The following is a 17,902-nucleotide window of genomic DNA, read 5'->3' as shown; positions in this document are numbered from 1 at the left end:
GGTATCTAGCCTGTTTATTTTTTTAACTTTAAATTACATTTTAAGGACAATAAAAAAAGACTTACCCTTGAGCAAGTCTTTTCCATATTAGTATCTACTTAAATTCAGCAGGTATAATTATTTTTTTATTTTTCGTATTTGTTTCACCATTTAATTCATTCAACAATAATTCTGCTGCACTAGCACCTAGTAAAAAAGGATTTTGATTAATCAACGAAGTTCCTGAATTAATCGCTTTTATGACTTCAGTATCTGAAAATCCCGTTACCGCTACCCGTTGATTGACCATGAATCCATCAGCGATAATTTTAGGTAGTAAGTAAAGCAACCAACGTTCCTTCAACGCAAATACAAGCGTTCTTTTATCATCACGTATTAATCTATTTTTCAGTTCAGCATATGTTTGATTTAATTTTGTATCACCATCTATAACCTCAATCACCTTAGTGTCTGGACTGACCGAATTAATTCCGTTATACCGCTCTTCCCGAGTTGAAATACCTGTCACTTCACCAGTAATGATAATGACTTGATCAAATCCTTGATTTAGATAATATCTTGTTACTTGTTGGCTAATATCAAAGTTATTTGTAACAACATTAGCTAAACTAGAATCAGAAAGTTCACGATCAACAATAACAATGGGCATGTCTCGTCTAACCGCATCCCTTAAATCGGCTTCTTTTCTAAGTATTGGTTGCATGATTAGTCCATCAAACGATTTTTCGCCAATAATTTTAAGGATACCTTGTTCTTTATATTTATTAGAATCGGAATCAAATAAAACCGCTGTATAACCTTGTGCATCTAAAATTGAGCTAATACCTTTAAACATTTCTGTGGCAAAATAATCATCCACATCTGAAACAATTGTAGCAATCATTCGACTTTTTTTTGTAATCATCTGTCTAGCCGCGTCATTAGGGACATAGTTTAATTCTTTAATCACATTTTGGACTTTCAATGCTGTCTCTTTAGACATACGCTCTGTTTTACCATTCAAAAAACGTGATACAGTTGCGATTGAAACATCTGCCTTACTTGCAACATCTTTTATATTCGCTTTAGTAGCCATTTTTTCATCCATTCATTAATTATATTATTTCGTCTAGTTTTCCTTTTATTCCGTTGCTAAACTATCTATATATTACCATACTGCTCAATTTATTAGAAAATACCTCACTAAAATAGTAAATAAAAAGGATAATTCTACTTAAAATTCAGAATTATCCTTTTTATTTATTATTTTCACGTTCCGCTAGTTCGAGGTAACGATTGTACCAGATATCTATATATTCTTTAGAAAATGGCCCTTTCCCGTTATCTATCCAGTCCACAAGTGTTCGGACGTTATACTTCAATATCTTATCGATATCGTCAGAATATTCCCATTTTTTCCCGTGTTCTGCATATTCATCTACATCCAATAACCGTTTCTCACCATCTGGGAAAACTTTGACATCTAAATCATAATCTATATATTTCAAAGCTTCCTTATCTAACGTGGCTGGTGAAGCCAAATTACAATAATAAGAAACGCCGTTATCACGTATCATGGCTATAATATTAAACCAATAGTGTTTATGAAAAAAGATAATTGCTGGTTCTCTGGTCACCCATCGCCGGCCATCTGCTTCGGTCACCAATGTATGATCATTACACCCAATAATCATATTCTCACTTGTTTTCAACACCATCGTATCACGCCATGTTCGATGCAAACTACCGTCGTGTTTATAACTCTTTATGGTAATGAAGTCGCCCTCTTTAGGCTCCTTTGACTGATTACTCATCTCTACCAAAACCCACTTTCTAAACACGTAGTGCATTTTACATCGATTGCATGAATATTATACCAAAAAAAGAACTATTTTACTAAAATTTATTTGAAGAAAGGCTGATATATTTGTCCCAAATTTTTTGTTGTACTTTAGGAACTGCAATCTGGTCAAAATCTTTTTCAAGTATGAATTCGCCAGGAAAATAACTTAAGTCAAACGATTTACTTTTCACGGTAAATAATTCAATTAACCATTTTTGATGGGTAAAGGTATGTTTTACGACGGAACCTTCTAATGCTGAAAAAATCAACTTATGGTTCAAATTATCTTGGCTCCATTGGCCTAATTTTATAACTAAATCATCCGTTAATAACACGTCTCCTGGTTTGTCTTCCAGTTCTTCCAGCTTAATTAAAGGAAACGCTAATAAATTTGCGAGCATCCCTTTACTAGAACGTTTCTCAAATAAATACCCTTTTTTTGTTTCAATTATCAAAGCAATATAGGGCATTTCAACTGGTCGCGGCTTCTTTGATTTCACTGGATAATCAAGTTCTTTACCATCTAAATAAGCTTGATTAAACGACTTAACTGGAGAATGTTCAGAATCTGGATTCTTAGCACTCATGTAACTTGAACCCAAATCCATGACAGCTTGGTTAAAGTCTCCAGGTCTTTCTTTAGAAATAATTTGTTGAATGACTTTTTCAAAAATAAGTCGGGTCTGTGGTTTCGCAATATCATCTTCTATCTCAAATAAGCGTGAAAATACACGAAAAGCATTACCATCAACGGCAGGAACAACTTCGTTAAAAGCAATACTTGCGATTGCTCCGGCAGTATATGGCCCAATTCCAACTAAATTTTGCAGTTCCTTAGCTGTTTGCGGCCATTGCCCAGAATAATCTTGAACAACTTGTTTTGCTGCTTTTTGCATGTTTCGAACTCTTGAATAGTAACCGAGTCCTTCCCATGCTTTTAAAATACGTTCTTCTGGCGCATTAGCAAAATTTTCAACACTCGGAAACCATTCCATAAATCGTTCATAGTACGGAATAACCGTATTTACTTGTGTTTGTTGGAGCATAATTTCTGATACCCAAATATGGTAGGGTTCATGGTCTCTGCGCCAAGGAAGATCCCTTTTTTCACTATCATACCAAGTTAACAATGCCTCTTGAAAAGCTGTGATTTTTGCGTCATCCCACATTATCATTCAAGCGCCTCATCTTGTTCTTTCAGCTCAATATATTCATTAATATCATCAAACTGAAACCCTTTTTGAAATAGCCCCTGTTTAACTTTCATGGCGCGCTGACTACCTTCCAAGCGACGTTGCCGTTTCCAGACTTTATCCCCTTGTTTAACAAGTGCATCCCATTCGGCTTCGGGATCAATTTCAAGTTCTAAGGCATCCATTATTTGTGAAATGTCATCAGACTTAAAGCCTTTAGTCATTAATGCCTGACGAACCTTGTTCTTTAAATTACTAAACGATTGATCGTGGTAATGCTTAACTAATTTTTCGGCGACTTTAATTCCATTTTCTAATTGGTCATCAACTGGAAATTCTTCTAAGGCTTCATCAATACTTTCAGCTGCAACACCTTTTAATCGTAACTTTTGGCGAATGACTGTTGGTCCTTTATCCGACGTGTGCATCATTGTTCTAACGTAACTTTTAGCATATTCAAGATCATTTACTAATCTAAATTCATATAACTTTTCGATTGTTTCTTCAATCGCGTCTTCCGTAATTTCATGTTTCTTCAAATAATCCTTAATCTCTTTTACGGTTCGCATTTGCGTTGATAAATAGTTTAACGCTTTTGAATACGCTTTTGAACGATCATCTGCATCAGCAATTTGTTTAATTAATGCCTCATCTAATTCCATCCCTTTAGCAAGATGAAATGAAATAAGAACTTCTTCCCCAATTGGAAAAGCATATTTTTCATCCAGAAAGACATTATATCGTCCAGCACGTTTTTGTGTGGTTATTTTTGTGATTTTTTTTGTCATATAGACTCCTTTAAATGCTTATCTTGTTATTATATCTTTGAACTGCCAAAATGCCAATATTCCTGTGTTATAATAAGAAAAAAGCAATAAGGAGTTTATAAAAATATGTCAGACAATCAAGAATTTGGATCAGAAATTGAAGCCGGTTCACGTTTTCCTTTAACTATTAAACGCTTAGGTATTAATGGTGAAGGCATCGGCTATTACAAACGTAAGATTACATTCGTACCTGGTGCTCTTCCAGACGAAGTCGTTGTAGCAGAAGTCACTAGTGTTGCAGATTCTTATATCAACGCTAAAATTCATAAAATTCGTAAACAAAGTCCTGTTCGCGTTGAACCAAAAGACGCAACATACAGTGAAGTCGGCGGAATTGAATTAGAACATTTAAACTACAAAGGCCAATTAGCTTTCAAAAAAGATGTTATCGTACAATCTTTAGAAAGATATAAACCGCGTGGTTATGAACACTATGATTTAAAAGAAACTATCGGTATGCAAAATCCATATGAATACCGTAATAAAGCGCAATTCCAAGTTCGCGAAAAAGATGGTCACGTCATCGCTGGACTTTACAAACCAAAGAGTCATGATTTAGTAGACTTAAAAGAATTCAGTACGCAACGTCCTACAACAATGCTTGTTATTCGTCACGTTGTTGCGTTATTAGAGGAACTCGGAATTCCTATTTACAATGAAGAAGCTAAATCAGGTATTATCAAAACGCTTGTTGTTCGTGAATCTTTTGATACCGGTGAGGTTCAATTAACCTTCATCACAAACTCGGCAAAATTACCTAAGAAACGTGAACTAGTTATGCATATCTTAGAAGAATTACCTATGGTTACTTCTGTCATGCAAAATATCAACAAAGGTGAAACATCACTTATTTGGGGTGACGAAACCATTAATATCGCTGGCCAAGACTTCATCATGGAACGTCTTGGTAAAATGAAATTCAAATTATCAGCACGTGCTTTCTTCCAATTAAACCCAGTTCAAACTGGCGTTTTATACGATGAAATCAATAAAGCTCTTAACTTAGATAAAAATGAATCATTAGTTGATGCTTACTGTGGTGTTGGTACCGTTGGCCTTTATGTTGCCCATGGTGCTAAAGAAGTTCGCGGTATGGATACAACACCTGAAGCGATTGAAGATGCACGAGAAAATGCTGTTCTATCACATCAAGAAAATACCACATATGAAGTTGGTAAAGCTGAAGATATCTTACCTAAATGGTTGGAAGAAGGTTTCGTACCTGATGCCCTAGTTGTTGATCCACCACGTACTGGTTTAGATGATCAATTAATTGAAGCCATCAATAAGAGTCGTCCTAAAAAATTTGTTTATGTATCATGTAATCCATCGACACTCGCAAAAGATTTAGAATTGTTAACAAAATCATACCGCGTTGATTATATTCAACCCGTTGATATGTTCCCACAAACATCAAAAGTTGAAGCCGTCGTTAAATTATCACGTCGTTCTTCAGGAAAATAAAGCAAAAAAAGAAGCCATAAAATGGCTTCTTTTTTTGCTTTAACTATTCGTTCGACCAACTAAGACGCTACCATAAGCCCAATAGGTCTTTCCTGTTTCAATAACTGTAAAACGGTACATATATGAATCTTCTTTACCATTTTCTTTAATTGTAGCCATGCAATCTACATTAACTGCTTTACCTCTAATTGTAGCATCACTTGCTCTTCCTGTTGTTACTGATAAATATGCTGAATTATAAACATGATTATGCAAGTAGTAAGTGCTTGTCGTACTTACGGTTCCAGTCTGTTTAAGTGACTTATAAGTAATTGATTGATTAAATGTTAAGGCCTTTGAATAAACCCAATATTTATTTAATCCTGATTTAATTTGATACCAAGTTGTTCCTTGGCTTCTATTTTCTGCTCGAGCTAATAATTTCACTGTTTGCCCAGTTAATTGTGTTGAAGAACCATAGTTAACCGTATTATCAGTAGAGTTCTTAACTGAGTTATAAAGCATATATTTATTACTATTAACTTTTGCAGTTTCTGAACCAGATGCACTATGCATTTCTAAATTAACTAGTGCATCCTTATTGACTGCTCCTGTGTAAACCCAATGATCATCTGAACCAATTTTAATACGATACATCGTTGATTTAGCACCATTATAATCAGTTATAACGGCTTTTTGATTAATTGTATATGTTCTATTTTTATAATTGGCTGAATCACCTGTCTTTTTAGATAGATAATCTGAATTGTATACATGATCATGTAACTGATATGACTTACCATTAAATTTAGCTGAAACATTCATTGGTGAGTAACTTACTTTTCTTAATTTTAAGGCGTCACTATAGATCCAATATTTTGTGGATGTCCCTTTAACACGGACGCGATACCAAGTAGTGCTACCATTTTTAACACCACGCATATCTGCATACAATGTTTTACCGCTTAACTTGCTGCTTGAACCTTTATCGACTGCGCCGACCGTCCCTTTAACATGGTTATAAAGACGGTAACTTGTATTATTCATCTGAACAGTTTCTGATCCAGCTGCACTGTGATATGCGACCTTCACACCTAATTGTGTGTAGTATTCTTTGATTAAATCATACAAGTCTGACATTGAATATGACTCATTAAACCATTTATTACCAGATTCGCTATAGTAACCAACTGGATCACCATGATCAGTTGCACCTAAATACTTACTGACATCTGCATGTGCCCAAACTGTTGCGCCCGCTCCATGATTGCTAGCAGTTGCTAAACTTGGTTTCAACCCATATTGTTGTAAAATATAGGCAGTATAGTAGGCGGCATTATTAACTTCTCGTGCAAATGCCGACTTGCTATGAACACGCGTTTCTTCAAATTGCACGAAACGTTGGTTACCTTTAGGACCAGAGCCCCATGACATGACGTTCGTTTTTGCAATATTAATAATATTATGATCGTCAACAAAACTGTGCACAAATGCATTACCATAATTGGCTTTCATAAAAGCCATTTCACCATATATGGTAGATGATGGGTTAGCTGTTTCATGAACAACAACACCTTCTGGTTTACCTTGACGATAAGTCATATCATCGGTTGGAAAACCACCCCAGATAGCACTTGTAATCTCATTTGGTGCAATATGTTGAGAATGTATATAATTATTTACCTTTGATGAAGCCGAAACTGATTGATTCATTAATCCAGCCGCTACAATCCCCAAAACAATGGCAAAACCCATTACTATTTTTTTCTGCATTTTCAATAACTCTCCTATTTTTTTATTGCTATCCCTTAGCAATATTAGTTCAACAACCTAATAAATTAATGTTTATTAATGGCTCCCTTATAGACCCAATGATTAGTAGATCCAATTTTGACTCGGTACATCGTTGATTTAGACCCATTGTAATCAGTAATAATCGCTTTTTTATTAATTGTATAAGTTCTATTATTATGTGTTTTTGATTGACCTGTCTTTTTAGATAAATAATCTGAATTATAAACATGATTATGTAACTGATATGATTTATTATTAAAATTTCCTGTATTTTTTACTGTAGAATAACTTGTTTTTCTTAATTTTAATGCTTGTTTATAGATCCAATACTTCGTTGATGTGCCTTTAACTCTTACTCGATACCAAGTTGTGCTACCTTCTTTTACGCCACGCATGTCCGCATAGACTGTCTTACCTGTCAACTTAGCAGCCGCACCTTTATCACGACTACCTGCTGTTCCTTTAACATGATTGTAAAGACGGTAACCAGTATTAGCTACTTTGACTGTTTCAGAACCGGCTGCGCCATTATAAGCGACTTTAACGGTATTATCTAAACTAGCTAAATTATATCTAGAAATTAAGTTATTTAATTTTTTACCGTAGGCACTACTTGTCGAGTATTTTAAACTCAATGATGCTGTTGCTTTTTGATAAGTACTAGCTTTTTCACGCCATGTACCTGAGTAATACTTAGCATCCCAACTTACACCGTTACGTAAATGGTTGGCATAATCTTGAATAGATGCTTTAGCATTTGGGTATTTTTTAAATTTAGACACCGCATAATAAGCTTTCCCTTTGCTATTATATTCCAATGATTTAACTGAATATGATTGTCCCTTATAGGCACCCTTCATACCAAAAAAATTATTAGCCTTTTTTGCCAACGTACTTTGACCCCAAGAAGATTCAAGAATCATCTGTGATAGCATCACTGATGGATACAAGTTTTTATCTTTTGACACTGCTTGAATCGTTGGTCCATTCTTTTCAATGAGAGCCTTTGTTTGGGCAGTCGTGGCTGCCGTAACTGTTGATTCATTTTTACTTTGATTCCCAATTGGTAAGTTTATTGAGCTAAATCCCGTAATAGCAACAAATGTTACCGTAACTAATTTTGTTAACAACTTTTTATTTTTCATATTTCCCCCTATTTTTCCGAAATTATCAGCTTTAATTATATCAAATTTGCATGTCTAATAACGCCTTTTTCCGTTACATTATGATTACAATTAGTAACGCATAATGCCTCTATTAGTATGCGCCCAACTACACGTTTTTTTGATAATTGAGTCGTCAGGTGATTCATCAGAATACCCTTTCAACGTGTAGATGGCTAATAAATGCTTAACTTCCTTAATGAAATCTATTTTATCCACATAGGTATCACGTCTGTTCTGAACTAAAGATAAGATAGCATCATGATATCTAAATTGGGGTGTTGGATTTTCAAAACCAAGTTCTGCAGCTATTTTACTGGCCAAAGAAACTTGAATATCTGTAAAAAGATGCGCTAAATTTAATTGCTTTAGAAATTGCGAATACTTACTTTGAACTCTAATTCTTAATCCATTGTTGAAAAATAAATCAGTTCCATTTTCTACATCGGAAATATTAGCAAGATGGTGTCCTGCCGTCCATGAGGCATCCCGTTTTGATGGCCCACTATCTGGAAATAACTGATACATACCACATGTGTAAGGTAGAGCTTGTTTCTTTTCAACTAATGACACAATCGCACGCATTGCGACAAAAGTTAGAATTTTTTCATTAATCAAGCGATTCACAAAATTTGTTGTTGTGTATTTACATAATAAAATATCTTTATGCTTATCAAAAATAATGGATCGTAAATCATCCCGTCTGTGTGTTATATGGTGAATATACAAAGTTGTCTCCATGTTCACTTGATAGTTATCCGTTACAATTCCATGTTCTGTAAAAAAATGATCATCCGTAACGTCTATTATTGGATGATTCTCCAACAAGTTTCGCCAATATTGAGACCCAACAGTCAATAAGCGTGTTTCTGGATAATCTATAATTTCTTTAAAATCCCGTTCTAATTCATTCTCCAAGTTCAATAGCCTACTCCTTTTCTTACTTTCATTTAACAACTTATCCTATGTTACAGATTTAATTGTAACTAATCTTGTGTGAACTTAAGTCTAATTGTTAAGTTTATCTTAAGAAAATTAATAGTCTACCTTTAATTCTTAAATGCTCATCAAAAACCCATAAATACGCTCATTTCGTCGTCTATTTTAAAATTGAATAACCTCGTATTCTAATTAAGAACCTTGGCCAAGGGATCTTAAAAGAAACGAGGCAACTCTACTAATATGTCAAATCAAATAAACCCAGGTCTAGCTTTTCTACTGAAAAATGACCGTGAAAAACTTATCTTTGGTGTTCTAAAAAGAATGTCGATTAATCAATCGCATGCTTCATATGACGATTTCGTACAAGAAGCACGATTAGCATTCAGCGCTGCATATGACCAATACCCTAAAACTATTGAAGATAATGAACAAACTTTCATGGTTTACGCCTATCAACGTGTCTACTGGCGACTTCTTGATTTAATTAATCGACAATCTAATCAACAAACGCATTTAGAACCTAATAAGGATGATTCAACTAATCCAACTGATTCCATCATTGATTTAACCCTCCAAACACAAGATACTATCGCTGAAAAATTATTTACAGAACACCTTTTTAAATCACTCTATGACCTCTGTTCAAACGCCGAACAACATTATCTAGTCGATTGTTATATTAGACACAAAACAGTCACAGAAATTGCTGCCAGTCATCATGTTAGCCGTCAAACAGCCTATAACTGGCGTAATAGCGTCGGTCGGAAAGTACTTTTAGTCATTGCTCAAATGAATCAAGAATAAATATCAGTATTTGCTTTACAAAATGGTTAACCGATTCTTTATTATCTATGTAAGGCGTCGCGGCACTTATCAAATATAGACACACAAAGGAGAACATATATGAGTAAAACTTGGGTAAAAACAAACGTTATCGTTGAGGGATTAAGTTCTGACGGCTCTGAACGTAAACGTTCATTCGCTAACATTACTGAAAATGCCTCTAACGAAGCTATTGCACAACTCGGCGCTACAGTTGCTTCATTAACTGGTGATAACACCGTTAAAATGACCATCCGCACAGAATCAAGTCTTTTAGCTTAATCAAACCTAAGGAGGAAATTATATGAAACAATTAGATTTAGCATTTAAAAATGAAGCGGGTAAAACGCGCCATATGAAATTACGTTACGTTAATACAGATTTAGATCCAGCAACCGTTAAGAAAGCCATGGATGACATTACAGGTTCTGATTTATTCCATCGTGATAACGAAAAAATGTTCGTAACCCCTATCTCAGCACAATTTGTTGAAACCATTGAAACACCAATCTACACAAACGATTTAGTTTAACCGTAAAAGCCAACTTAATTGTTGGCTTTTTTTGTACCCTCATAGCACCTATCAATTGCCTTTTAACATCATATTGGCTATTCTAAAATTTAGGGGGATTGTAATGAATAAAATAGAAGATAAAAAAATGACGTTTTTCACGGTTTTCTTGTTAGGAATTAACGGTATTATTGGATCGGGGATTTTCTTATTATCTGGTAAAATTTATAATGATATTGGACCACTCAGTATCTTTACAATTATCGCTGCAGCATTAGCAGTCACCATGATTGTGCTCTGTTACGCAACACTAGCAAGTAAATTTTCGGAAGATGGTGCGGCTTGGTTATATGCCTATAATGCATTCGGTAAATTTACTGGTTTTCAAGTTGGTATATTTACTTGGATATTAGGCGTAGTGACTTTGTCAGCCGAAATTGCTGCGTTACTAACTGTCTTAAAAATACTTTTTCCAGCATTACAACAAACGCTTATTTATGATGTTTCAGCAATTGCCTTAGTCATTATTCTAGGCATCATTAATTATTTTGGAACAGCTATTCTAGATTTCGCAGACAATCTGTCTTCTGCAGCTAAAGTATTTATCATGTTACTCTTTATTATTGTCGGTGCTTTCTTCATTAAGGATGCTCATTTTACGCCCATGATTCCGACTGATATTCACAGTAACACTCAGTTATTTACGAAATTTAATACAGCATTTGGTGTCATTTTTTATATGTATACTGGCTTTTCATTTTTACCGATTGCTGCTGCTAAAATGGATAATCCGGAAAAGAATATTCCGAAAGCACTATTAAGCGTTATTGCAACGGTGACTTTATTATATGTTTTACTTCAAACGGTTGCCGTGGGTATCCTTGGCCCTAACTTAGGATCGTACTCATTACCAATTGCTGCGGCATTCAAAAGTATCTTTGGTCAGTGGGGTTATATGATCATTATCATTGGGATGTTGATCTCTATTCTTGGGGTTGCCATCTCAGTATCATTCAATACACCTATTGTGGCTGCATCGCTAGCAAATGAACATCAGCTTTTACCAAAAATAATCGGTAAGCAAAGTAAACACAATACACCGGTTATCGCAATCATTGTGACATCTATCACAAGCATCCTCCTGCTACTTAGCGGTAGTTATTTATTCTTAGTATCATGCATTGTCTTTGCATCGTTTGTCCAATATGTACCAACAATTCTAGCAACATTTAAATTCAATAATGATCCAAATTTACCAAAAGGTTTCAAATTACCAGGTGGTCCAATTATTCCAAGCCTTGCATTAATTATCTCACTTTACTTACTGTTAAGTTTTAATTGGAAAATCATCTTATTCGGCGTTATCGTGTTAGTACTAGGGTGTTTACTCTACTGGTTTGATAACCGAAAAAAATAACCATTGATTTTGAAAGTTCAAAACCAATGGTTATTTTTCTATTAAATTTTGTAGATATTCATGACTTTCCAACATTTCGCGACAATCATTTTGATTTTCTAAATCAATTTCGTAAATAGTCGTTGCATTTGGATTAAGCAAAGGATATGCTAACTTCCAATCAATCTTGCCTTTTCCTAAAGTTAAACTATCATGAAATTTACCCATTGAATCGACTAAGTGATAATGGACGATATTTGGCATTAACCGTTTCAAACTCGCTTGTAAGTCAGTATTACTACCTGCTTGTTTAATAAAGGCATGCGATGTATCAAATGCTAAGCGATACCCTTTTTGTAGAATAAACTGATCCATCTCTTCAGACCCATAATAAAATAAATCAGAAATCGAATTCTCAAACATGACGTTATTTTGTCCATATTTTTGATAATAATCCATCCGATTAAATAACGCTGATTCCGCAACCTCAAAATTAGGATATTCAGCAATAATTGTTGGCGTTTGTCGATTATATGAACCATGAATGAGGGTTTGAATTGATTTATCTTTTGCGAGCTGAATCAATGTCTCAGTACTTTCTCTAACAAAACGATATAACCTAGGATCAGCTGTTTCGGAAACGGCTAATTCAACAGATTGTTCACCAACCTTCATTGGATGATGCATGACAATCTTCTTCGTAGTTGCCTTCACCTCATCAATCTCATCTGATAATCGTTTTAATCCATCTCCAGAAACATCAAATTCATTTAGATAGAATTCAAAAATATCTGGATTATGTTGTAACCGATCATGGAGTTGAATTGGGTCAGTTCCCGCCTTTAATCCTAATGGTATTGTCATTTGAATCATCTCCTTGGTACTATGTTAGCATTAAATTGGGTGAAAATAAAAAGGAGTGACTTCTAATGATTCAATTTCTCAAATCACTAGAAAACTCCCCTTTTCTATACTTCAATTTTAGCCATAAATTCATGTAAAGCATCTTGCCAACTTGGTACTTCAAATCCCGTTGCTTTAACTTTACTCAAATCCATAACTGAATGTCTAGGTCGGTATGCCTTTTGTGGATATTCTTCAGACGTTACTGGACTTATTTCAACTACTTCATCCTTTAAAATCTCACTAGCAAATTCATACCAAGTACATGAATTATCATTAGAAAGCTGATATAACCCATAAGGAATATTTTTTTGAACTGCATATAACATAAAATCAGCCAGCGTTCTAGTCCAAGTTGGCCGTCCAACCTGATCACTAACAACAGTCAGATGATCATGAGTTTTAGCTAAGTTTAGCATCGTATAGACGAAGTTCTTTCCATATTCGCCAAAAACCCATGATGTACGGATAATATAATACTTACTCATTATTTTAGCAACGGCTTCTTCTCCAGCTAACTTCGTCCGACCATATTCATTTTTAGGCGCAGTGGGTGTTTTTTCTGTATACATTTGATCATTAGTCCCATCAAATACATAATCAGTACTAATGTAAACTAACGTAGCACCCACAGATTCTGCTGCTGTGGCAATATTCTGAGTACCTATAACATTAACTTGTTCATTAATAGCTTTACCAGGTTCTTCTTCAGCATTATCAACAGCTGTATAAGCTGCACAGTGGTAGACAATTTCTGGGCGATTATCTAAAAAATAATTATTAACTGCTTTTGAGTCAGTAATATCTAAATCTTTAGAACCAGTTCCTGTATATACAATCTTTTTTTCATCTAATAAATGACTTAATTCTGTTCCTAATTGACCATTTACACCCGTAATTAATATTTTCATAATTAGCTCCTTCAAAAAAAGAATGGACTTAAGTCCATTCTTAGTTATTATTGTCCATTTTTTGCATAATTTGCTTCAACTGCATCTTTCTCAGCTTTCCACCAATTTTCATTATTTCGGTACCAATCAATCGTATCTTGTAATCCTGATTTAAAATCAGTAAATTCAGGATTCCAACCAAGCTCTTCACGTAATTTTGATGAATCAATAGCATATCGTAAATCGTGTCCTGGGCGATCTTTAACGACATCATAAGCATCTTTAGGTTGACCCATTAATTCTAAAATCAACTCCAAAACAGCCTTATTATCTTGTTCACCATCCGCACCAATCAAATAAGTTTCACCAATACGACCCTTATTTAAAATAGCCCAGACAGCACTTGAATGATCATTAGTATGAATCCAATCGCGAACATTTTTACCAGAACCATATAACTTAGGCCGGATTCCACTCAAAACATTAGTAATCTGTCTTGGAATAAACTTCTCAATATGTTGGTATGGTCCATAATTATTGGAACAATTTGAAATTGTTGCCTGTAAATTGAATGAACGCACCCATGCACGAACTAATAAATCTGATCCAGCCTTTGTTGATGAATATGGACTGCTTGGATTATAACGTGTTTCAGGTGTGAATTTTTCACCTTCACCTTCCCCATGACCGGGTAAATCTTCGCGTAATGGTAAGTCTCCATACACTTCATCAGTTGAAACATGATGGTAGCGGACATTGTATTTACGACAAGCTTCTAGCAATGTATATGTTCCGATAATATTAGTTTGAATAAAAGGTGATGGATCTTTTAAAGAATTATCATTGTGACTTTCTGCAGCGTAATGTACTACCGCATCTGTTTTGCTAACAAGTTCATCAACTAGTTTAGCGTCAGTAATATCTCCCACTACTAGCTCAACACGATCAGCAGGTAGTCCAGCTAAATTTTCTTTATTTCCTGCATAAGTTAATTTATCTAACACGGTAATGTGAACATCTGGGTGGTTATTAACCACATAATGGACAAAATTAGAACCAATAAATCCGGCCCCACCTGTTACAATAATATTTTTCATTTAAAAACACCTCTCCTATTTAGATTTCTCCATACACAAACGGATTGTCTTTTTCAAACTCTGTAAACGTTGGTTGTGCAGCATCTTTTTCAGATGTAATTGCTTGGTCAAAATCAATAGGCCAATCAATATTTAGTTCAGGAGTTTTAAATGAAATCCCACCATCTGCTGCTGCATTGTAGTAACCATCACATTTATAAAGGAAATTAACATCATCTGTTAATGTTACAAATCCATGGGCATACCCTTTAGGAACTAATAATTGGCGATGGTTACTTGCAGAAAGAATATATCCTTCCCACTGTTTATAAGTAGGTGAACCTTTTCGAACATCGACAATAACATCTAGTACTGCCCCTGTCACGACCCGAATTAATTTAGTTTGTGCAGCTTCTCCACGTTGAAAATGAAGTCCTCTTAAAACGCCAGCTTGTGTTGATAATGAATGATTATCTTGGATAAAATCAATATCTATTCCAGCTTCTTTGAAATCTTTGTCTGAATATGACTCCGTAAAAAAGCCGCGATTATCACCAAATACTGCTGGTTCAATAATCTTAACATCTTGTAACTTTGTTGTTGATACTTTTAATTTACCCATTACTTTTTATCCTCTTCTTCTGCGATACGTAACATGTACTGTCCATAATCATTTTTTTTGAGTGGTTGTGCTAGATCAATTAATTGTTCGCGTGAAATATAACCCATTCGATAGGCGATTTCCTCTAAATTAGCTACTTGCATATTTTGCATTCTTTGAACAGTTTCAATAAACTGCCCTGCTTCAAGTAAACTTGCATGTGTCCCTGTATCAAGCCAAGCAAATCCACGTCCCATAATTTCAACATGTAGTCTTCCTTTTTCAAGATAGACCTTGTTAACATCCGTAATTTCAAGTTCGCCACGTGGTGACGGCTTAATATTTTTTGCTATATCAACAACTGAATTATCATAAAAGTATAAGCCTGTTACTGCAAAATTACTTTTAGGGTGATCCGGTTTTTCAACAATCGAAATTGCTTTATGGCTCTCATCAAATTCAACAACACCAAAACGCTCGGGATCACGCACTTGATAACCAAATACGGTAGCCCCCTCAGTTTGATTTGCAGCCCGTTCAAGCATCTTAGTCATACCTGGACCATAATAAATATTATCACCTAAGATGAGCGCAACGCTATCATTACCAATGAAATCAGCACCAATAATGAATGCTTCTGCTAATCCATCTGGTGTAGGTTGAACGGCATACTCTAAATTAATGCCTAATTCAGAACCGTTGCCCAATAATTCTTGAAAACGTGGCGTATCTTCAGGAGTAGAAATAATTAGAATATCCTTGATACCTGCCAACATTAATGTTGATATTGGATAATAGATCATTGGTTTATCATAAATCGGCATCAGCTGTTTACTTGATGCACGTGTCAATGGATATAAACGAGTCCCACTACCTCCGGCTAAAACTATTCCCTTCATACACTTTTCCTCCTAAAATATTCTAATTAATTTTTGTAAATGGTAGCTACAATAACTACTTAACACAGCTTTTAAAAATAAAAATCATTATTTATTTAATATCCTTCTTAAAACCAATTTTTTAACATAATTTGTTTCGTCATATCTAATAAATAAGAAATAGAATAATGTACTTGCTAGAATAAATACAACAGCAGATGCTATCAAAATACTGAAAATCCCTTGAATTACAATAATTTTTAGTAAATACGAAATTATTCCTAATTCTATTCCAATTATTCCCATATAACCAAAATATTTAAGATAATATTTTTTCATACTACGTTTGAATCCATATTTGAATAAGATAAGTGGTTCCCACCATAAATTAATTCCAATATTACTTACTATTGTACCAATTAATATACCATTAATGCCGAGATTTGTTGTCATTAACAAAAGAATTGAAACTATCATATTAACTACAGCTTCAAGTAGTGATTTATATCTCATTGGCCAAAATAATCCACGTGCACCAATAAAATTTAATACAGTCTGTCTAAATTGAACAAGTACAAAATTTATAACAATAAGTAACACGGTAAAGTTCGATAAGACGTAATTTGATCCTATCCAAAATTTAATAAAAGATTCAATAACTGCGTATAACGTTATAGCAATAACTGATGTAATACCGGCATTTATATACATATAACGATAAAACACAACTTCTTGATAATCTTCATCCTCCGTTACTCCTAGATTACCTAATCCAGCTGTGACAGCAGAGATACTTTGTGTCAACACACTGGAAATACTATTTACAATCAGCATATAATTAGAATATATTCCTACTAATCTAACGCCTAAAAATGCCGATATTAATATATTATCCGTTCCAAAAACTAATATAGTACCAATTTTTGAAGAAACAGTCCCAAATATATTTTTCTTCATATAGTTGATGACTTTAGGATTTACTTTAACAGTTTTCATTTCGGAAAGAAATTCAAATTCCCTATCAACAAGTTTTGAAATTCTCAAGTTAGATAACAATGTTATAATTATTTGGATTACTAAGTACCAAACATATTGTCTAAATAAAAGTAAAAAGATAATTTGTAATACTGTCTGCATTATCGTAAAAATTAATCTATTTAAACTATCCTTATATCCTTCTTGATTTGCAATTAATAAGGAACGTTTATACGTAAAAAAGTAACTAACAACCGTATTTAATAAAAATAGTACAAACATAACTCGCGGAAATGGTACAGGACTACCGCCCTTCATTAAAATAGTTATAAATGGAGTAAATGCTAAACCCATAATCAAAATTACGATACCAATCACATTATACACTTTTCTAAATAAATTCATGACACCAGCAATTTCACCATGATTACTAGTAGCAAGAGGATCGTACAGTGAGTACGTTATCGCCCCACCAATCCCTAATTCAGCAAAGGATAGAAAACTCAACACATTAGCATATAGCCCATTGATTCCCATGTAATCGGCACCAAGAGTTTTAATAAATACTGTCTGCAATGCAAACTTCAAAACTAACATTATTACTTGCGATAGTGCAGCGATTGATGTATTTTTAGCTGCTATACCAGTTCGAGAATTATTATTCAT

18 protein-coding genes are annotated in these 17,902 nt (G+C 34.3%); 5 read left to right on the top strand and 13 right to left on the bottom strand.

Features of this window, described 5'->3' with window-relative positions; all coding sequences use genetic code 11:
- Nucleotides 1-94: 94 nt before the first annotated feature.
- The 4 genes from AC1RO3_RS04455 to recX all read right to left on the bottom strand — a co-directional run bounded on the left by AC1RO3_RS04455 (nt 95) and on the right by recX (nt 3,803).
- A complete protein-coding gene (locus tag AC1RO3_RS04455; RefSeq protein ID WP_481761518.1) occupies nt 95-1,087 on the bottom strand; it encodes a LacI family DNA-binding transcriptional regulator in 993 nt (330 codons plus the stop codon).
- 148 nt (nt 1,088-1,235) lie between these two features.
- The gene (gene ntdP / locus AC1RO3_RS04450; protein WP_481761519.1) at nt 1,236-1,793 is read right to left on the bottom strand and encodes a nucleoside tri-diphosphate phosphatase; all 558 of its coding nucleotides are present in this window, start codon (nt 1,791-1,793) and stop codon (nt 1,236-1,238) included.
- Nucleotides 1,794-1,875: 82 nt separating this feature from the next.
- Nucleotides 1,876-2,997: an A/G-specific adenine glycosylase gene (gene mutY / locus AC1RO3_RS04445; RefSeq protein ID WP_481761520.1), complete on the bottom strand. Its 1,122-nt coding sequence runs from the start codon at nt 2,995-2,997 to the stop codon at nt 1,876-1,878.
- Complete coding sequence (gene recX / locus AC1RO3_RS04440; protein WP_481761521.1) at nt 2,994-3,803, bottom strand: recombination regulator RecX; 810 nt, start codon at nt 3,801-3,803, stop codon at nt 2,994-2,996. Before recX ends, mutY begins: the two co-directional genes overlap by 4 nt.
- Before the next feature lie 105 nt (nt 3,804-3,908).
- Between recX and rlmD the strand changes: the two genes are divergently transcribed.
- A complete protein-coding gene (gene rlmD / locus AC1RO3_RS04435) occupies nt 3,909-5,306 on the top strand; it encodes a 23S rRNA (uracil(1939)-C(5))-methyltransferase RlmD (RefSeq protein ID WP_481761522.1) in 1,398 nt (465 codons plus the stop codon).
- Nucleotides 5,307-5,345: 39 nt separating this feature from the next.
- On the opposite strand, the gene AC1RO3_RS04430 is transcribed toward rlmD, so the two are convergent.
- The 3 genes from AC1RO3_RS04430 to AC1RO3_RS04420 all read right to left on the bottom strand — a co-directional run bounded on the left by AC1RO3_RS04430 (nt 5,346) and on the right by AC1RO3_RS04420 (nt 9,166).
- Nucleotides 5,346-7,058, bottom strand: a complete 1,713-nt coding sequence (locus tag AC1RO3_RS04430) for an N-acetylmuramoyl-L-alanine amidase (protein WP_481761523.1) — start codon at nt 7,056-7,058, stop codon at nt 5,346-5,348.
- Between the two features lie 65 nt (nt 7,059-7,123).
- Nucleotides 7,124-8,224 (bottom strand): glucosaminidase domain-containing protein, encoded by a 1,101-nt coding sequence (locus AC1RO3_RS04425; RefSeq protein ID WP_481761524.1) that lies wholly within the window; start codon nt 8,222-8,224, stop codon nt 7,124-7,126.
- Nucleotides 8,225-8,314: 90 nt separating this feature from the next.
- Nucleotides 8,315-9,166: a competence protein ComK gene (locus AC1RO3_RS04420; protein WP_481761525.1), complete on the bottom strand. Its 852-nt coding sequence runs from the start codon at nt 9,164-9,166 to the stop codon at nt 8,315-8,317.
- 258 nt (nt 9,167-9,424) lie between these two features.
- Here AC1RO3_RS04420 and AC1RO3_RS04415 point away from each other — a divergent pair, with 258 nt between their 5' ends.
- The 4 genes from AC1RO3_RS04415 (at nt 9,425) to AC1RO3_RS04400 (ending at nt 11,934) form a co-directional block, all read left to right on the top strand.
- Nucleotides 9,425-9,988, top strand: coding sequence for a sigma-70 family RNA polymerase sigma factor (locus tag AC1RO3_RS04415; RefSeq protein WP_481761526.1), 564 nt, complete (start codon nt 9,425-9,427; stop codon nt 9,986-9,988).
- A 99-nt stretch (nt 9,989-10,087) separates the two neighbouring features.
- Nucleotides 10,088-10,288, top strand: coding sequence for a DUF1659 domain-containing protein (locus tag AC1RO3_RS04410; protein WP_409022133.1), 201 nt, complete (start codon nt 10,088-10,090; stop codon nt 10,286-10,288).
- Between the two features lie 22 nt (nt 10,289-10,310).
- A complete protein-coding gene (locus AC1RO3_RS04405; RefSeq protein ID WP_409022132.1) occupies nt 10,311-10,538 on the top strand; it encodes a DUF2922 domain-containing protein in 228 nt (75 codons plus the stop codon).
- A 103-nt stretch (nt 10,539-10,641) separates the two neighbouring features.
- Entirely contained in the window at nt 10,642-11,934 is a 1,293-nt protein-coding gene (locus tag AC1RO3_RS04400) for an APC family permease (protein WP_481761527.1), read from the top strand.
- Nucleotides 11,935-11,964: 30 nt separating this feature from the next.
- Here the strand turns inward: AC1RO3_RS04400 and AC1RO3_RS04395 are convergent, their stop codons facing one another.
- The 6 genes from AC1RO3_RS04395 to AC1RO3_RS04370 all read right to left on the bottom strand — a co-directional run bounded on the left by AC1RO3_RS04395 (nt 11,965) and on the right by AC1RO3_RS04370 (nt 17,902).
- Complete coding sequence (locus tag AC1RO3_RS04395) at nt 11,965-12,777, bottom strand: sugar phosphate isomerase/epimerase (protein ID WP_481761528.1); 813 nt, start codon at nt 12,775-12,777, stop codon at nt 11,965-11,967.
- Between the two features lie 104 nt (nt 12,778-12,881).
- Nucleotides 12,882-13,727 carry a dTDP-4-dehydrorhamnose reductase gene (gene rfbD / locus AC1RO3_RS04390; RefSeq protein WP_481761529.1) on the bottom strand — a complete coding sequence of 282 codons (846 nt, stop codon included), beginning with the start codon at nt 13,725-13,727 and terminating at the stop codon, nt 12,882-12,884.
- A gap of 47 nt (nt 13,728-13,774) precedes the next feature.
- Nucleotides 13,775-14,803, bottom strand: coding sequence for a dTDP-glucose 4,6-dehydratase (gene rfbB / locus AC1RO3_RS04385; protein ID WP_481761530.1), 1,029 nt, complete (start codon nt 14,801-14,803; stop codon nt 13,775-13,777).
- A gap of 19 nt (nt 14,804-14,822) precedes the next feature.
- Entirely contained in the window at nt 14,823-15,404 is a 582-nt protein-coding gene (gene rfbC, locus AC1RO3_RS04380) for a dTDP-4-dehydrorhamnose 3,5-epimerase (RefSeq protein ID WP_481761531.1), read from the bottom strand.
- The gene (rfbA, locus tag AC1RO3_RS04375; RefSeq protein WP_481761532.1) at nt 15,404-16,282 is read right to left on the bottom strand and encodes a glucose-1-phosphate thymidylyltransferase RfbA; all 879 of its coding nucleotides are present in this window, start codon (nt 16,280-16,282) and stop codon (nt 15,404-15,406) included. Before rfbA ends, rfbC begins: the two co-directional genes overlap by 1 nt.
- Nucleotides 16,283-16,369: 87 nt before the next feature.
- Nucleotides 16,370-17,902 carry a lipopolysaccharide biosynthesis protein gene (locus tag AC1RO3_RS04370; protein WP_481761533.1) on the bottom strand — a complete coding sequence of 511 codons (1,533 nt, stop codon included), beginning with the start codon at nt 17,900-17,902 and terminating at the stop codon, nt 16,370-16,372.

Source organism: Dellaglioa sp. CoH-57-MRSF-19, assembly GCF_056781975.1.
The sequence above is the reverse complement of the archived record's forward strand: the minus strand, read 5'-3'. Positions and strand labels throughout refer to the sequence as shown.

What these genes read in the sequence shown, in the direction of transcription:
- ntdP (WP_481761519.1), bottom strand. Translation starts at nt 1,793, where the DNA reads ATGAGTAATCAGTCAAAGGAGCCTAAAGAGGGCGACTTCATTACCATA.
- AC1RO3_RS04400 (WP_481761527.1), top strand. Translation starts at nt 10,642, where the DNA reads ATGAATAAAATAGAAGATAAAAAAATGACGTTTTTCACGGTTTTCTTG.
- mutY (WP_481761520.1), bottom strand. Translation starts at nt 2,997, where the DNA reads ATGATAATGTGGGATGACGCAAAAATCACAGCTTTTCAAGAGGCATTG.
- rfbC (WP_481761531.1), bottom strand. Translation starts at nt 15,404, where the DNA reads ATGGGTAAATTAAAAGTATCAACAACAAAGTTACAAGATGTTAAGATT.
- rfbB (WP_481761530.1), bottom strand. Translation starts at nt 14,803, where the DNA reads ATGAAAAATATTATTGTAACAGGTGGGGCCGGATTTATTGGTTCTAAT.
- AC1RO3_RS04395 (WP_481761528.1), bottom strand. Translation starts at nt 12,777, where the DNA reads ATGACAATACCATTAGGATTAAAGGCGGGAACTGACCCAATTCAACTC.
- AC1RO3_RS04455 (WP_481761518.1), bottom strand. Translation starts at nt 1,087, where the DNA reads ATGGATGAAAAAATGGCTACTAAAGCGAATATAAAAGATGTTGCAAGT.
- rfbD (WP_481761529.1), bottom strand. Translation starts at nt 13,727, where the DNA reads ATGAAAATATTAATTACGGGTGTAAATGGTCAATTAGGAACAGAATTA.
- recX (WP_481761521.1), bottom strand. Translation starts at nt 3,803, where the DNA reads ATGACAAAAAAAATCACAAAAATAACCACACAAAAACGTGCTGGACGA.
- rfbA (WP_481761532.1), bottom strand. Translation starts at nt 16,282, where the DNA reads ATGAAGGGAATAGTTTTAGCCGGAGGTAGTGGGACTCGTTTATATCCA.
- AC1RO3_RS04430 (WP_481761523.1), bottom strand. Translation starts at nt 7,058, where the DNA reads ATGCAGAAAAAAATAGTAATGGGTTTTGCCATTGTTTTGGGGATTGTA.
- AC1RO3_RS04425 (WP_481761524.1), bottom strand. Translation starts at nt 8,224, where the DNA reads ATGAAAAATAAAAAGTTGTTAACAAAATTAGTTACGGTAACATTTGTT.
- AC1RO3_RS04410 (WP_409022133.1), top strand. Translation starts at nt 10,088, where the DNA reads ATGAGTAAAACTTGGGTAAAAACAAACGTTATCGTTGAGGGATTAAGT.
- AC1RO3_RS04415 (WP_481761526.1), top strand. Translation starts at nt 9,425, where the DNA reads ATGTCAAATCAAATAAACCCAGGTCTAGCTTTTCTACTGAAAAATGAC.
- rlmD (WP_481761522.1), top strand. Translation starts at nt 3,909, where the DNA reads ATGTCAGACAATCAAGAATTTGGATCAGAAATTGAAGCCGGTTCACGT.
- AC1RO3_RS04370 (WP_481761533.1), bottom strand. Translation starts at nt 17,902, where the DNA reads ATGAATAATAATTCTCGAACTGGTATAGCAGCTAAAAATACATCAATC.
- AC1RO3_RS04405 (WP_409022132.1), top strand. Translation starts at nt 10,311, where the DNA reads ATGAAACAATTAGATTTAGCATTTAAAAATGAAGCGGGTAAAACGCGC.